The following is a 16,414-nucleotide window of genomic DNA, read 5'->3' as shown; positions in this document are numbered from 1 at the left end:
ACGTGTGGCCAGAATAAGTTGTACCAATGGTTATTTGAAATTTATTCTAATCCATGATAGATTTATAAGGTAGTTTTTTATTTGGCCCCCTACGGAACAGGGGGTCTTTCCGCAGCCGTTCCAGTATCTTGTCAGCTCTAAAATGCATGACATGGTACTAAGTACAGATATAAAGAGGAATGCTTGTGATAATGTGGAAAAAAGACAGTGGAGATGTTCAGCTGAAAAACATTGATATGAAAAGAATCCCTCGACATCTGGCAATCATTATGGACGGAAACGGAAGATGGGCCCAGCAGAAAGGATTGCCTCGTTCTGTCGGTCACCGGGCCGGAGTAGAAGCACTGCGGGAGGTCGTCAGGGGCAGTGATGAGCTTGGAATCAAATATCTGACCGTATATGCTTTTTCGACCGAGAACTGGAAAAGGCCGCAGTCGGAGATCGGGATTCTTATGTCGCTCTTGAAGGAGTATATCCGCAAAGAGCTTGCGGAGCTGCATGCGAACAATGTTAAGATATGCATTTTCGGGCAGGAAGAAGATATACCGAAGGATGTCCTGAAGGCTTATAACGAGGCTTGTGAAAAAACAAAGAACAATACCGGATTAGTGCTGAATGTAGCTCTGAATTACGGAAGCAGGATCGAAATCCTCAAAGCAGTCAAGGAAGTTGCGCAGGAGGTCCAAAGCGGAGCGTTGAATGTTCAGCAAATTACCGAGGAAATATTTGAAAAGCATTTGTATACGAAAGATTGTCCTGATCCGGAGCTTCTTGTCAGGACTTCAGGTGAAATGCGCTTAAGCAATTATCTGCTCTGGCAGGCCGCCTATTCAGAAATCGTGATTGTGAATGAATGCTGGCCGGATTTTAACAGAGCATTATTATTTGAAACGATTCGGATTTTTCAAAACCGGGAACGCAGGTTTGGCGGCGTAAAAGAAGGTTGAGGGATAGAAAATGGTTAAGAGAATCTTGAGTGCTCTGATCGGAGCCCCCCTTTTATTGGTTTTAACTTGGCTCGGAGGATGGTATTTGTCCATTGCTGTTGTGATTCTCGCTTTACTTGGACTTAAAGAGTTTTTGCAGATTGGACAAAAAGCCGGTTTAGTAAACAAGTTATGGCCAGCGGTCGTGTACAGCATCTTGTGGCTGGCTATTTTTCTTCTTGGCCGCACGGAATGGATGCTGCCGCTGGCGATCATATGGTTCATGCTGACATTTGGAAGTTATGCGCTGCGCTATCCAAATCAGTCTTTAGCGTCTTCAACGTATTATTTTCTGGCGCTGATTTATCCGGTCTTTCTGTTTACCTATCTCTACTCCTTAAGAGAATTTGGCGTTTCTTGGTGTTTTCTTGTTTTCTTACTGGTCTGGCTCACAGATACCGGAGCTTTTTTTGTCGGCAATACGTTTGGCAAAAGAAAGCTTGCCCCGAAAGTCAGCCCGAACAAGACAGTCGAAGGGGCTGTTGGCGGCCTGGTGATGGCTTTAGCCTGCGGTTTTGTTTTCTGGTTGATTACCAAGCAAGCAACGCTCCCGGCTATCCTTGTCCTGTCACTCTTGACCGGCATTGCCTCCCAGATCGGTGATCTTTTTGAATCCGCACTGAAACGGACTGCCGGGGTGAAGGATTCCGGCAGGCTGATCCCAGGCCATGGCGGTATCCTGGATCGCTTTGACAGCTTTTTGTTTGCGCTGCCATTGGTGTTTTTTTCTATTAACCTAGGATTGGTGGGATAAGCATGAACGATACGACCAAGAACTCCCTAAGGGTGAATCTGAACAGGTTGGTTATGATTGCAGCTGCATTACTCGGCCTGAAACTTTTTACCTATACGATCGTCGAGTTTTTCCCTGTCTTTGGCTCAACGCTTGGAACAGTGGTCTCGGCTCTGTTGCCCTTTATTTTGGCATTTATCATTTCTTTTCTGCTGGAACCGCTTATATTAAAACTGATTAATGTGCTCAAAATCAAGAGAACCTACGCATCTTTGGTTGTAGTTGTCCTGGTTTTAATTATATTTGTGCTGCTGCTGGTTTTGTTCGGGAGCCGGATATACCGCGAGTTAGCCGAATTATATACCGCTTTTCCGATGATTTATCAGCAGACCTTGGCAATGCTGACAGAAAAGATCGGCTTAGTTCAGCAGTTTATTCAGCTGAATCCTGAGATCAACAGTGCGATTCAGTCCAATATGGAAAAAATACTCGCGGCACTCCAGGTCATTCTTAAAAACGGCAGTCTTGGCTTGCTGAATTTTCTGGGTGCGCTGCCGGGCTTGATGTTTGTGATTGTGATTACAACTGTAGCAACACTGCTGACGAGCATGAGTTTTCCGGCCGTTAAGGAATGGCTGTTTGGCAGGGTAAAAGGGAAATATCTTGGCAAAACCAGACAAATTGCTGCAGACCTTGGTTCAGCACTGGTAGGATTCTTAAGAGCTCAGACCTTTCTTGTCTGCATCACATTCGCTGTGATCACAATTGGACTGTTGATCATCGGTAATAGCTATGCCTTTACGCTTGGCATTCTGGCCGGCCTGCTCGATCTGATACCGGTTATCGGACCGGCCCTCATATTTATCCCGTGGATCCTGGTGCTGCTTTTTACCGGCAGTATTGCCTCAGCAGTCAAACTCTTGGTCATCTACCTTGCCGCTACAGTGATCCGGCAGGCCCTGGAACCAAAGATTTTGTCTCAAAATATCGGGCTGCATCCGCTAGCCACCCTGATGTCCATGTATATTGGATTGAATCTTTTCGGAGCAGTAGGACTGATCATCGGCCCCGCTCTGGTCGTCATGTATGAAGCCGTCAGGAAAGCCGGCTTTTTTAAGGGAGAGTAGCAAAGCTATTCTCTAACCTAGATAGATTATGTACTAGGTAGACCATCGCTATTTTTAAGTAAAACTTAAGCATGATGAATTAAGCTAGATTGAAATTTGAATTGGAGATATCAAAGTGAAAATAATTTCGGTCTTAGGTTCCACCGGTTCAATTGGCACGCAGACACTGGATGTGGTCAGAAACTCGGAAGGAAAATTAGCTGTCTATGCTTTGTCGGCCAATTCTCGGGCCGACCTTTTTGAACAGCAGATCCGCGAGTTCAGGCCGAGGATTGCCGTAATGATGCAGGAAGAAAAAGCACTTTACCTGAAACAACAGGTTGTTGACCTGCCTGTTAAGGTGCTGGTAGGTATGGAGGGACTGCTTGAGGCAGCGACTGCAGCAGAGGTTGACACGGTTGTGACCGCAGTCAGCGGCAGTATTGGTCTTGAACCTACACTGGCTGCACTGAACGCAGGAAAAAATATTGCGCTGGCCAACAAAGAAACGCTCGTTGCCGCAGGGGAACTTGTAATGCAGACAGCAGAACGGAACGGCTGTTCCATCATTCCTGTTGACAGTGAGCACTCTGCTGTGTTCCAGTGTCTCAGCGGCAACGAAAATGCAGTTAAGAAAATCATTCTGACTGCTTCAGGCGGCCCTTTCAGAGGATGGAGCAGGGAAAGGCTGGCTGAGGTAACACCGGTAATGGCGCTGAAACATCCGAACTGGAATATGGGCGCCAAGATCACCATTGATTCGGCAACCATGATGAACAAAGGTTTGGAAGTTATTGAGGCAAAATTTCTTTTCGGCGTAGATTATGACCAAATTGATGTCTTGGTTCATCCTCAGAGCATTGTTCACTCGATGGTTGAATTCCGTGACGGCACTGTTCTTGCCCAGCTTGGCATACCGGATATGCGCATTCCGATTCAGTATGCGCTGACCTATCCCGAACGCTGGGAAAACCGTTTGCCGGAACTTTCGCTTGCCGGAAAGAGCTTAACGTTTGAGAAGCCCGATTTGGCTGCTTTCCCATTTTTGAAATTCGCTTGTTCCTGCGGTCAGACGGGAGGGACACTTCCTGCTGTCATGAATGCTGCCAACGAAATCTGTGTACATGCTTTCTTGGCAGGACGCATAAAATATCTTGAGATGCACGAACTTGTGGAACGCACTTGTCAGGCCCATCAGGTTCTGGAGATAAAGGACCTGGATACCGTACTGACTGCGGACAGATGGGCTAGGGAGTATGCTGCATCACAAATAAATTTGGGTTGAGGTGAATGGTTTGTTTGAAATATTGAAAACGGTAATTGCTTTTATCGTAATATTTGGCGTTTTGGTATTTGTGCATGAATTTGGGCATTTTATCATAGCCAAGAGATCGGGGATCAAAGTGCTGGAATTTGCTTTTGGCATTGGGCCAAAGCTTTTTGGGTTCCAGGGTAAGGAAACGCTTTACTCCGTCAGGATACTGCCTCTGGGAGGGTTTTGCAGATTCTTAAGTGCTGAAGAAGTCGAAGAAAGCGATCAGGTCAGCAGGGAGGAACTGTTGGCCCGAAGTTTTGAAAGCAAATCAATCTGGAAGAGAATGGCCGTCATTGTGGCCGGACCGCTCATGAACTTCATCCTCGGTGCGGTGCTTTTTGTGGTTGCTTTTGCCTTTTTTGGTGTAGCCGTAGCCGATAACCAGAACCTAATCGGTGAGGTGTCACTGGGTAAACCTGCAGCCACGGCGGGACTCGCCGCCGGAGACAGAATTATTGCGATCAATGGCACAGAGACTCCAGACTGGAATTCTGTAACGCAGCAAATTCACACCAACCCCGGAGAAAAGATGTCGTTTGCCGTAGAAAAAGCGGATACGAAACAAATTGTCACGATTGAGATTACCCCGGCCTATGATCAGGAGCTTGGAAAAGGATTGATCGGGATTGCGCCTTCTTATACCATGCAGAAAGTATCCGTCCTGAAATCCATTCAATATGGTTTTCTGCAGACGGTAGAGTTTACTAGACAACTCGTCCTTTATCTGATTCATATGATTACCGGTAAGGCGCCGGTTGAACTTTCGGGTCCGATTGGTGTTGCCCAGGTCATCGGGGAAGGCGTAAAACAGGGCATGTCATCGCTATTTACCCTGGCTGCTGTGCTCAGCATCAACTTTGGTGTATTAAATATTCTGCCGCTGCCGGCGCTCGATGGCGGTCAGCTGGCCGTGATGACTTTTGAAGGAATCCGGCGTAAGCCTTTAAGTATCGAAAAGAAAGGCTGGATTCAGCTGACAGGCTTTGCGCTGCTCATTGCGCTGATGATCGCGGTGACGTATCAGGATATACTGAGGATTGTTACGAAGTAGACTTTTTTGGTTTAAGAAAAGCGGATATGTCTCTATAGCGTTTGAATTATGAATGTTATTTGAAACCCTATTGTTTGGGCAAGGCTGCGGGCCACAATATCGCTTTTCGGCCGTTGTGTCCTCCTTGACACAAAAGCCGCGCTACGCAATCCTTGCTCCGCTCACAGCGAAACTGTGGCCCGTAGCCTGATTTTTAGGGTAATTGGCATGACTTATACGGAAGTTGCAGTTCTTCTATGTAGAGAATACAATTATAGTTCTCTTGCTGGGAATTCATACTAGATTTTAATCACGAATAAAAAGCGTGTTTATCTGATTTGATTTAAGCACGGATTATTCTTTAGCCTTTAAGTTCCCAACGCTATGCAAACGAATGACGTTAGCTAGGTCAATCATCATCTGAATGCATCCAATCGATGATATCAGAGCGCTTGAAGGAGCTTGGCAGGCTTCTTCTTCATAGAGATACTTTCTGGCTCCTTGATCTAGCTTGCAAATTAAACTTAAGAATTAGTCTGGGGGCCACAGTTCCGCTGTCAGCGGAGCACGATGCGGAGCGCGGCTTTTTGTGCCACGGAGGGCACAACAGCCGAGAAGCGGCATTGTGGCCCACAGACTAGCCCAAGATAAACTACGTCAAAATAGGAGGGTTAATCGATTGAAACGTAGGATTACGCGAGAAGTGAAAATCGGATCGGTGGCGATTGGCGGTAGTAATCCGGTCGTGATTCAGTCGATGACCAATACGGATACCCGGGATGTTCAAGCCACCCTCAATCAGATCAGGCACTTGGCTGGCATTGGCTGTGAGATTATCCGGATAGCTGTCTTAAATGAGCAGGCTGCGCTTGCATTGAAAGACATCTGCAGCCTAAGTCCGATCCCGGTAGTTGCGGATATTCACTTTGACTACCGGCTTGCACTTAAAGCTGTTGCAAATGGGGTTCATGGACTCCGGATCAATCCGGGAAATATTGGTGAGCGCTGGAAAGTACAAGAGGTGATCAACGCGGTCCGCGAAAGAAACATCCCGATCCGGATCGGAGTCAATACCGGATCTCTGGAAAAGGAAATCCTTGAGAAATACGGCGGACCGACCGCGGAAGGGATGGTCGAAAGCGCTTTGGGCCATGTCGGCATCCTGGAACAGGAAAACTATCATCATATCAAGATCTCCCTGAAATCGTCCCATGTTCCGTTGATGATTGACGCTTACCGCATGATTGCCCATCGGGTGGACTATCCGCTGCATGTCGGGGTAACCGAAGCCGGTACGGTCAGATCCGGGGTGGTAAAGTCTGCAATCGGCATAGGAACACTTCTGGCTGAAGGCATCGGCGATACGATCAGAGTCTCACTGACAGGCGATCCTGCAGCAGAGATTCCGGTTGCCCAGCAGATTCTGCGGGTACTGGATCTTAAGAAAGGCGGATTCGAATTAATCAGTTGTCCGACCTGCGGCAGGACTCAGGTGGATTTAGTTCATCTGGCAGAGGAAGTAGAACAGAGACTTGAAGCTTTACCGGCACCATCCAAGAGCGTATCCATAGCCGTGATGGGCTGTGTGGTCAATGGCCCTGGGGAAGCCCGGGAAGCCGATTTTGGCATTGCAGGAGGAAAAGGCAGGGGGCTGCTTTTTGCACGGGGTGAGGTCATCGCACAGCTGCCTGAAGATGAATTAGTGCCGGCTTTGATGGAGAAAATCGAAGACGATTTAAGTCTATCAGAAAAACACTAAACATTTTCTGATAGATCTTTAAAAATAAATCAGCGGTTTTCCGGTTGTTTAATCCTGTGTGAAAATGGTAATATTGAAGAGCAAGAACTTTTTAAGAGCAAGCACTTGTTGAAAGGAAGAAATAAACAATGAAAGTTAGCCAATTATTGAATCCGACCTTGCGGGAAGTGCCTGCAGAAGCCGAAGTGATCAGTCACCAGCTCATGCTGAGAGCCGGATTTATCCGCAAAGCTGCAGCCGGGATTTATACATATCTTCCTCTGGGACTCAGAGTAATTAAAAAGATCGAGCAAATCGTGCGCGAAGAGATGGATGCCAAAGGCGGGCAGGAAGTCATGCTGCCGATTGTCCAGCCGGCTGAGCTGTGGAAAGAAACCGGACGCTGGGATGTCTATGGTCCGGAGATGTTCCGATTAAAAGACCGGCATGACCGGGAATTCTGTCTCGGACCCACGCATGAAGAAGTCATCACCGACTTGGTCAGAAGTGAAGTCCGTTCCTACAAACAGCTGCCGCTCCTTCTGTACCAGATTCAAAATAAATACCGTGATGAAAGAAGACCACGTTTCGGACTGATGCGCGGCAGAGAATTTATCATGAAGGACTTATATTCTTTTGACAGGGATCCTGAAGGTTCCAGGGAAAGCTACCGCAAGATGTATGAGGCTTATGAACGGATTTTTACGCGCTGTGGGCTGACTTTCCGTGCTGTCGAGGCAGATGCCGGTGCGATTGGCGGAACAGGCGGAACCCATGAATTTATGGTGCTGGCCGAATCCGGAGAGGCTGCGGTGGTATTCTGTCCAGATTGCGATTATGCCGCCAATGTCGAGAAAGCTGAATGTCTGCCGCATCCAGACACTGATCAGGATATTCTGGCAGGCCGGACAGGTGAGGTTCATACCCCCAATATTAAAACGATTGACCAGCTGGCTGATTTCTTAAAAATCAACAAGTCTTCTCTGATAAAAACGCTTTTGTATAAAGGCGACGACCGTTTTATACTTGTCCTGGTTAGGGGAGACCGGGAAGTCAATGAAATCAAGGTCAATAATATGCTCGGACCGTTCCTGAACCTCAGAATGGCTGACCCGGAGGAAGTCCGAGAGGTTTTCAACTGCGAGCACGGGTTCATCGGACCGGTTGGACTTAAGGATGTCTATGTTGCCGCAGACCTTGAAGTAGCTGAGATGAAACAGGGAGTCTGCGGAGCCAATAAAAAAGATTATCATCTGCTCGGTGTTGCTTGCGGAAAGGATTTTATTCCTGCCAAAATAGCAGACCTCAGAATGGTAACGCCGGGTGAACCCTGCCCGAAATGCCAGGGACGGCTCCAGGAAGCCCGTGGGATTGAAGTCGGACAAGTCTTCAACCTTGGCACGAAATACAGTCAGGCCCTTCAGGCAACCTACCTCGACGATACTGGTAAGGAAAAGGTCTGCTATATGGGCTGCTATGGGATAGGCGTCAGCAGAACAATGGCTGCCGCCATTGAGCAGAATTATGATGAGAACGGAATTATCTGGCCGATGCCGATTGCCCCGTATCATTGTATTATCGTCCCGGTTTCCTTAAAGGACGAAAATGTCGTTGCCACTGCTGAACGGCTTTATGAAGAATTAAAAGCCCTCGGAATCGAGACAGTATACGATGACAGGGACGAACGTCCCGGCGTAAAATTCAAGGATGCGGATCTCGTCGGATATCCTCTAAGACTGACCATCGGCGCTAAAGCACTCGCTGAAGGCAAAGTTGAACTGTACAACAGAAGCACCCGGCAAGTTGAGCTGGTTGAGGCGGACCGCGTTTGCAGTCTTGTAACAGAAATTATCAAAGAAGCCTGTCGTGTCTAGAGCCACGTTTTCAAAATCTTACACAAATTGTTGATTATTGAGTATTAAAAAACCGTTATGTATGGCAGGTCTGGGGGCCACAATACCGCTTTTCGGCCGTTGCGTCTTCCTTGACGCGTCGCTCCTTGCCATCCATGGCCGTCAAAAGGCCGTGCTTCGCCATCCAGGCGCGGGAACTGTGGCCCCCAGACTGATCTTAGGGTTATTCAAGCAAGTCTGCATGTCAGAATGTAGATTATTCTTGAGAATTTATTAAAAGAAAAGAACAGTGTACTCGTTATACTTCTCAAAGTTACATGCTTAATTTAAGCAAACATTATAATCTTATTATCCAAAGATTATCCAAAGATTATCCAAAGATTATCCAAAGATTCAGTCTGTGTGCCACAATTCCAGCGTCAAGCGGAGCATGGAGTGCGAAGCGCGGCCTTTTGTGTCATGGATGACACAACGGCCGAAAGCGGATTTGTGGCATACAGACCAACCCCAAATAAGTTACATAGTAAGTTACATAGTAATATGCAGTGATGTGAAATTGCGTTTGGATACAGAGGAGGCATTCATTGGTGTTAAATGCGGCAGTCAAACTGGAAGCAACACCGTTTTATCAGGAACTACCAAGTGATGTCAGCATGAGGCTGGATACTTTTCTAAATTACATACTGCTGGAGAGGGTGGAGATTGTTCCTGAACAAAGAAAGTGGATACTCCATCTTTCTTTATCCTGTCCGGTCCAGGAAGAGATTCTGGGCCTCTTAACTGAATCCCTAAAGAAAAGATTAAATAGTGGGAACGAAAATAACGGAATCACGATTGAGATAAAAACAAAAATGTCTCCCGATTTTACCCTAGAGATGCTTTGTCAAGAACATTGGCTGCAAATCATCCAGGATATTCACGAGAAAGTGCCTTCCCTTAAGGTCTGGCTGAATGCTTCCGTAAAATACGAGGTTGTTAATAACAGATTGACCTTCTTCGTTCCGAGCATGATGGCGATGGAATATTGTCAGTTGAAACAGGATAGTCTGGAAAGCTTCTTTCAGCAGAAATATGGTATGGAGGCAAGAATTTTCTGGGAAATTGAAGAGACTGCTGCTGAAGAAGAAATCTATTTTGACGCGGAAAAAGAAGAGCAGAAGTATGTAGAGGAAATCCTGTCCAAAAAGTCTGAAGAGAAAAAAGAGAAGAAAGAGCAGAATGCTGTTTTGCTTGGCAGAGAGATAAAGGGTACGCCGGCTCCGTTAGCCGATATTCATGACGAGGAGAAACAGGTCATTGTAGAGGGTGAGGTCTGCGAAACAGAAATCAGACGATTAAAAAGCGGACGTCAATTATTGTCGTTCGGGTTGACAGACAAGACAAACTCAATAGGCTGCAAACTGTTCTTTGACGAAGGGAAAAAACCTCTGGAAATCAACAAAGGTGACTGGCTCAGAGTGAAAGGGGCCGTGCAGTTCGATCGTTATACGACCGAGCTGACGTTGATGCCAAGGGATATGATGACTGTTTCGAAGACGTCCAAGCCGGATCTTGCGGAAGAGAAACGGGTTGAACTGCATCTGCACACCAAGCATTCGGAAATGGATGGTGTTTCATCGATCCAAAACATGGTGAAGCGAGCCGGTGAATGGGGACATACCGCGATTGCTGTAACAGACCACGGGGTCGTTCAGGCTTTCCCGGATGCAGCTGAAGCCGGGAAAAAGTACGGTGTCAAAATCATCTATGGCATGGAAGGCTATTTGGTCGAGGATGCTGGAACTAATCCGGTCGAGTTGAGCCGCAGCCGTTCTTTTCATATTATTATTCTGGCTAAGGATTATATCGGCTTAAAAAATCTGTATAAACTTGTTACCGCTTCCCATATGGAGTATTTTTACAGACGTCCCCGCATTCCACGTTCACTGCTTGATGCCCACAGGGAAGGTTTGATCCTTGGTTCGGCCTGCGAATCAGGAGAACTGATGCGGGCAATCTTGCAAAAAAAAGATGCGGCAGAAATCAAAAAAATTGCTTTGTATTACGATTATCTGGAAATCCAGCCGCTGGGGAACAATCAGTTTATGCTGAAAAACGGTGAGGTTTCCAGTGAACAAGAATTGATCGATATTAATCGGCGCATTGTCTCTCTTAGCAAGGAACTTGGTATTCCTGTCGCGGCTACCTGTGACGTCCATTTTCTTGATAAGGAAGATGAAGTTTACCGAAGAATTTTGATGGCCGGGAAAGGCTTTGCCGATGCCGATGAGCAGGCTCCGCTGTATTTCAGGTCAACGGATGAAATGCTCAAGGAATTTGCTTATCTTGATGAAGAGGATGCCTATCGGGCGGTAGTTGCAACACCGAGAATGATTGCTGAACAGGTCGCTGAAATCAAACCGTTCCCGGACGACTTTTTTGAACCGAAGATTGAAGGCGCTGCCGATAAAATCCGGGATATGACGATGACCAGAGCGTATGAGCTGTACGGCAATCCTTTGCCGGAAATGGTTCAGAAAACCTTAAATAAGGAACTGGATTCCATTATCGGCAACGGTTTTGCTGTGTTGTACCTGATTGCGCATCTGCTCGTAAAAAGATCGAACGAGGATGGTTATCTGGTCGGATCAAGGGGTTCCGTCGGTTCATCACTCGTCGCAACTTTTACCGGCATCACGGAGGTCAATCCGCTTCCGCCACACTATCGTTGTGCTAACCCGGAGTGTCTTTATTCAGAGTTTGTGACGGACGGAATCGCCGGAGCAGGTGTGGATCTGCCGGATAAAATATGTCCGCAGTGCGGCAGGGAACTGGTCAAAGACGGACATGACATCCCGTTTGAAACCTTCCTGGGCTTTAAAGGAGACAAGGTTCCTGATATCGATCTAAATTTCTCGGGAGAATATCAGCCCAGAGCTATGAAATACACCGAGGAGATATTTGGCAAGGAAAATGTTTTTCGGGCCGGAACGATCTCCACGATTGCTGAAAAAACTGCCTATGGTTTTGTGAAAAATTACCTTGAAGAAAGAAAGGTCAAATATAACCAGACAGAACTGAACCGGCTGGTTAACGGCTGTACGGGCGTAAAAAGAACAACAGGACAGCACCCGGGAGGATTAATGGTTATCCCGAAAGAATGCGATGTCTTTGATTTTACCCCGCTGCAAAGGCCAGCTAACGACACCTCCTCAGATATTATTACGACCCACTTCGACTACCATTCCATCTCCGGGCGTTTAACCAAACTGGACCTGCTCGGTCATGACGATCCGACGTCGATTAAAATGCTGGAGGACCTGACAGGGCTTGATGCCAAGAAAATCCGACTCGATGACACGCAAACCCTCTCACTTTTTTCGAGTACGGATGCGCTTGACGTGACTGCGGAGGAAATCGGGTCCACGACCGGAACACTCGGTATCCCGGAATTTGGTACAAAATTTGTAAGACAGATGCTGGAAGACACCAAACCTTCAAGCTTTTCCCATTTGGTCAGAATATCCGGACTTTCCCATGGTACGAATGTCTGGGTTGGCAATGCCCAGGACCTTGTCTTAAACGGTACAGCTGACATCTCCAACATTATTGCCTGCCGTGATGACATTATGATCTATTTGATTCAGATGGGACTTAATTCCAGCCATGCCTTTAAAATTATGGAGTCGGTCCGCAAGGGTAAAGGACTCAAAGATGAAGATATTGAGGCTATGAAAAAACAAAATGTTCCGGATTGGTATATTGACTCTTGTCAGAAGATCAGCTATATGTTTCCGAAGGCCCATGCTGTAGCTTATGTGACAATGGCTTTCAGGATCGCTTGGTTTAAGATCAATTATCCTGAAGCGTTTTATGCCACATTTTTTACCGTCAGGGCAGATGAGTTTGATGCGGAACTGATCTGCAGCGGTGTGAAAAAGTGCCGGGAGGCTATCAAAGAAATTGCCGCCAAAGGCAACAATGCAACGGCTAAGGACAAGAACCTGCAGACGATCCTTGAGATTGTGGTGGAAATGTACTGCCGGAAGATTAAGCTGCGCAAGGTTAATCTGTGGGAATCAGATGCGGTACGTTTTCAGGTAACACCTGATGGGCTCCTGCCGCCACTGTCATCCCTGCAGGGAGTCGGTGAAACGGCTGCGGCGAGTTTGGTCAAACTCAGGGAACATGGAACGATCAAATCTGTCGAAGATATCCAGGCCCGATCCAACGGAAAGATCAGCAAAACCGTCATTGAAACGCTTCAGCAGCACGGGTGTCTGGAAGGGCTGCCCGATAAAAATCAGCTGAGTTTGTTTTAAACTGGACATTAGGAATATTGCAGACGGAAACAGTATATGATATAGTAAAAGCAGGAATTTTATTCTAAGCAGATTTTTGGTTCAGAGTGGGGATTACCCACTCTTTCATTTGGTATGATGAAAAAATAAAAAATGCTTAACTCTAAAAGGAGTACACGATGAGCAATTCTATTCTAAACAAAGTTAGAAGTTTGGCAGAGCCACTCGTAATGGAGCTGGGACTGGAATTCGTCGATGTCGAGTATGTTAAGGAAGGTGCTTACTGGTATCTGCGATTATATATTGATAAGGAAGGCGGAGTAGAGATTGACGACTGTGCCGAGGTAAGCCATCAAATTAATGAGGTTCTGGATAAAGAAAACCCGATTCCTCAGGCCTATATGCTGGAAGTCTCTTCTCCCGGAATTGAGAGACCGCTTAAAAAGAGAGAAGATTATATTAAATATACAGGAAAGCTTGTCAGTATTAATACGACAGAAGTGTTTGAGGGATACAGCCGCTTTACCGGAAATTTAAAAGGACTGGCTGATGACCAGGTTATCCTAGAATATGAGGGGCGGAAGATTGCCATTCCTTTGTCGCTAATTGAAAAGGCCCATCTTACTTTTGATTTTTAAAATGATTTTGAGGAGGGATTCAGACAGATGAACATGGAGTTCATTGAGGCAATTCACGAATTAGAAAAAGAAAAAGGTATTTCGACAGAGATATTGTTTGAAGCGATTGAAGCTGCTCTGATATCGGCATATAAAAAGAACTTTTCCTCTTTACAGAATGTAAGGATCCATATAGACCGCTTGAATGGAGAAATTAAAGTATATGCCCGCAAAAACGTTGTGGAAATTGCGGATGATCCTCGCACCCAAATATCATTAGAAGAAGCTAAAAAAATGGACCCGAACTATTCAACTGAAGATATTGTTGAATTTGAAGTCACCCCGCGTGACTTTGGCCGCATCGCAGCGCAGACTGCTAAGCAGGTTGTTGTCCAAAGAATACGTGAGGCTGAACGTGGATTAATATACGATGAATATATTAATCGCGAGGGAGATATTGTCACCGGTATTGTCCAACGCTATGAACAGCGTAACGTCATTGTGGATCTTGGCAAGGTGGAGGCCGTACTGCCTGCCTCAGAGCAGAATCCCGGAGTAAACTACCAGCCTTTTGAAAGAATCAAGGCCTATGTTGTTGAAGTGAAGAAAACGACCAAAGGCCCCCAAATTTTACTTTCCCGCACCCATCCAGGACTGATCAAACGATTGTTTGAGCTGGAAGTTCCGGAGATTCACGATGGAATTGTAGAAATCAAAGCAGTTGCAAGGGAAGCAGGTGCACGCTCTAAAATTGCCGTTTACTCGAAAGACAAAAACGTTGATCCGGTTGGAGCGTGTGTTGGACCAAAGGGCAGCAGGGTACAGAATATTGTGAATGAACTGAAAGGCGAAAAAATGGACATCATCAACTGGTCGGCTGATCCGATTGATTTTGTCTCCAATGCGCTTTCCCCGGCCAGAGTCCTGGGTGTTTATCCGCGGTATGAAGACAAGGTAACGTTGGTGGTCGTGCCGGACTATCAATTATCCCTCGCTATCGGGAAAGAAGGACAGAACGCCAGACTGGCTGCAAAGCTGACCGGCTGGAAAATCGATATTAAGAACGAAACGCAGGCGCTCGCTCAGAATTTGATCCCGGAAGACAGCTATCAGGATGAAGAATATGAGAGTGAGTACTATGAACAGGCGTATGAACCCTATGAAGAAGGAGAATATACAGATTATGAAGACGAACCCTACGGCGATTATGTAGAAGGCGAGTATGAAGAATCTGAAGAAGAATATCAGGAATATGATGAAGGCTATCAGGACTACACAGAAGAAGGATACGATGAATATGGTGACGGGAGTTATCAGGAGGACGAGGATAGCCAATACTACGATGAATACGATGAATCTGCAGAATATGACGGCGATGAAAATGCCCGAAATGAAAACAGTGATGCTGATGTGTCATATTCAGAATTAGAATCACCTGCTAATGAAGCTTCCCAAGTAGATGAACAGCAGGAAGCAGAGAAACCCAAGAAAAAGGCCAAATCTTCAAGCAAGAAAAAATAGGCTTCAGTGACCAAAAGTAATTCCTGAAAGGTGAGAAAATGAAGGTACGAAAAATCCCTCTGCGCATGTGTCTTGGCTGCCAGGAAATGAAACCAAAAAAAGAATTATTGAGAATCGTGAAAACATCTGAGGGAGTATTGGAATTTGATCCTTCTTCCAAGAAAAATGGGCGTGGAGCTTACCTTTGCCAGTGTCCAGATTGTCTGATAAAAGCTCTGAAACAAAACCGTTTTGAAAAAACTTTTGGCATCAAACCGACCAAAGAGATGCTGGCCGAAATTGAAAGGCAGATGAATTCTTCTTGACACCAAAAATATTATCATTGCTTGGAATGGCAAGGAGAGCCGGGAAAATTTCTTCCGGAGAATCACAGGTTGAAGCATTCTTAAAAAAACAAAAGGGCTCGTTATTGATTATTGCAGAAGATTCACCGGGCTCTATCACCAAGTACACGCAATGGGCCGATGATCTTCATATTCCGGTTATGATCTGCAGCACGAAACAAGAACTCGGGACGGCTGTCGGATTATCACCAAGAGCACTTATACTGATTATGGATGACGGTTTCGCCAAAGCAATCATCAGGTTGGGGGACACACCTGAAAATGAGCGGGTTTAAATGTTTTAATGTCCCCAGTAAGAGATAAGGAGTTGAAAGGTTATATTTCTATTTTCGTTTTTGGGGGGTGACAATGTGACCAATATTCGAGTTCACGAACTGGCTAAAGAATTGAATATATCCAGCAAGGCTTTAATGGAAAAGTTTAATGATATTGGGGTACCAGTGAAAAACCACTTAAGTGCGGTATCCACGGAGGAAGTTGAAAAAGTTAAAAAAGCGCTGACCAAGACAGGCGAATCACAGCAAAAAGAAGTAAGCAAGCCGGTTAAGGCTGCCGGGGCTGAGGAAAAAGTCCCTGCCAGAAAAAGGACCGAAGAAGATATTCCCCCGGAAAGCTTCAGAGATGCAGAAGGTCACAAAAAAAGTCAGGATCAAAGACCGTCAGGTGAGATGAGACCGCAGGGTCAAAGACCGCCAGGCGAGATGAGACCGCAGGGCCAAAGACCGCCAGGTGAGATGAGACCGCAGGGCCAAAGACCGCCAGGCGAGATGAGACCGCAGGGCCAAAGACCGCCAGGCGAGATGAGACCGCAGGGCCAAAGACCGCCAGGCGAGATGAGACCGCAGGGCCAAAGACCGCCAGGCGAGATGAGACCGCAGGGCCAAAGACCGC

Annotated in this window: 13 protein-coding genes; all 13 read left to right on the top strand. The window is 46.4% G+C overall.

Features of this window, described 5'->3' with window-relative positions; translation table 11 throughout:
• The first annotated feature begins 185 nt into the window (after positions 1–185).
• Positions 186–947, top strand: a complete 762-nt coding sequence (uppS, locus tag OKX56_RS00335; RefSeq protein WP_025205400.1) for an undecaprenyl pyrophosphate synthase — start codon at positions 186–188, stop codon at positions 945–947.
• Between the two features lie 10 nt (positions 948–957).
• Positions 958–1,740 carry a phosphatidate cytidylyltransferase gene (locus OKX56_RS00330; protein ID WP_025205402.1) on the top strand — a complete coding sequence of 261 codons (783 nt, stop codon included), beginning with the start codon at positions 958–960 and terminating at the stop codon, positions 1,738–1,740.
• Positions 1,741–1,742: 2 nt separating this feature from the next.
• On the top strand, positions 1,743–2,846 hold the full coding sequence (gene ytvI, locus OKX56_RS00325) for a sporulation integral membrane protein YtvI (protein WP_287895214.1): 1,104 nt from the start codon (positions 1,743–1,745) through the stop codon (positions 2,844–2,846).
• 115 nt (positions 2,847–2,961) lie between these two features.
• Entirely contained in the window at positions 2,962–4,110 is a 1,149-nt protein-coding gene (locus OKX56_RS00320) for a 1-deoxy-D-xylulose-5-phosphate reductoisomerase (RefSeq protein ID WP_025205404.1), read from the top strand.
• Position 4,111: 1 nt separating this feature from the next.
• A complete protein-coding gene (gene rseP / locus OKX56_RS00315) occupies positions 4,112–5,191 on the top strand; it encodes an RIP metalloprotease RseP (protein WP_242837045.1) in 1,080 nt (359 codons plus the stop codon).
• A 604-nt stretch (positions 5,192–5,795) separates the two neighbouring features.
• Positions 5,796–6,929, top strand: a complete 1,134-nt coding sequence (gene ispG, locus OKX56_RS00310) for a flavodoxin-dependent (E)-4-hydroxy-3-methylbut-2-enyl-diphosphate synthase (protein ID WP_282433238.1) — start codon at positions 5,796–5,798, stop codon at positions 6,927–6,929.
• Positions 6,930–7,057: 128 nt separating this feature from the next.
• Positions 7,058–8,782, top strand: coding sequence for a proline--tRNA ligase (locus OKX56_RS00305; RefSeq protein ID WP_025205407.1), 1,725 nt, complete (start codon positions 7,058–7,060; stop codon positions 8,780–8,782).
• Positions 8,783–9,348: 566 nt separating this feature from the next.
• Entirely contained in the window at positions 9,349–13,062 is a 3,714-nt protein-coding gene (locus OKX56_RS00300) for a PolC-type DNA polymerase III (protein ID WP_025205409.1), read from the top strand.
• A gap of 158 nt (positions 13,063–13,220) precedes the next feature.
• Positions 13,221–13,679 (top strand): ribosome maturation factor RimP, encoded by a 459-nt coding sequence (rimP, locus tag OKX56_RS00295; protein WP_025205410.1) that lies wholly within the window; start codon positions 13,221–13,223, stop codon positions 13,677–13,679.
• A gap of 27 nt (positions 13,680–13,706) precedes the next feature.
• Positions 13,707–15,179: a transcription termination factor NusA gene (nusA, locus tag OKX56_RS00290; protein WP_025205411.1), complete on the top strand. Its 1,473-nt coding sequence runs from the start codon at positions 13,707–13,709 to the stop codon at positions 15,177–15,179.
• Between the two features lie 38 nt (positions 15,180–15,217).
• Complete coding sequence (rnpM, locus tag OKX56_RS00285; RefSeq protein ID WP_025205412.1) at positions 15,218–15,484, top strand: RNase P modulator RnpM; 267 nt, start codon at positions 15,218–15,220, stop codon at positions 15,482–15,484.
• Positions 15,481–15,798 (top strand): L7Ae/L30e/S12e/Gadd45 family ribosomal protein, encoded by a 318-nt coding sequence (locus OKX56_RS00280; protein WP_015044122.1) that lies wholly within the window; start codon positions 15,481–15,483, stop codon positions 15,796–15,798. The genes rnpM and OKX56_RS00280 overlap by 4 nt, the downstream gene beginning before the upstream one ends.
• Positions 15,799–15,873: 75 nt before the next feature.
• A partial coding sequence (locus tag OKX56_RS00275; RefSeq protein WP_287895209.1) for a translation initiation factor IF-2 N-terminal domain-containing protein occupies positions 15,874–16,414 on the top strand: 541 nt, incomplete at its 3' end.

Source organism: Dehalobacter sp. (genome assembly GCF_030063005.1).
Classification (GTDB): domain Bacteria; phylum Bacillota; class Desulfitobacteriia; order Desulfitobacteriales; family Syntrophobotulaceae; genus Dehalobacter; species Dehalobacter restrictus.
This window is presented reverse-complemented; position numbering and strand designations above follow the sequence as displayed.

Coding starts and splice junctions, on each gene's coding strand:
- OKX56_RS00330 (WP_025205402.1), top strand. CDS start 958: ATGGTTAAGAGAATCTTGAGTGCTCTGATCGGAGCCCCCCTTTTATTG.
- ytvI (WP_287895214.1), top strand. CDS start 1,743: ATGAACGATACGACCAAGAACTCCCTAAGGGTGAATCTGAACAGGTTG.
- OKX56_RS00305 (WP_025205407.1), top strand. CDS start 7,058: ATGAAAGTTAGCCAATTATTGAATCCGACCTTGCGGGAAGTGCCTGCA.
- rimP (WP_025205410.1), top strand. CDS start 13,221: ATGAGCAATTCTATTCTAAACAAAGTTAGAAGTTTGGCAGAGCCACTC.
- nusA (WP_025205411.1), top strand. CDS start 13,707: ATGAACATGGAGTTCATTGAGGCAATTCACGAATTAGAAAAAGAAAAA.
- rnpM (WP_025205412.1), top strand. CDS start 15,218: ATGAAGGTACGAAAAATCCCTCTGCGCATGTGTCTTGGCTGCCAGGAA.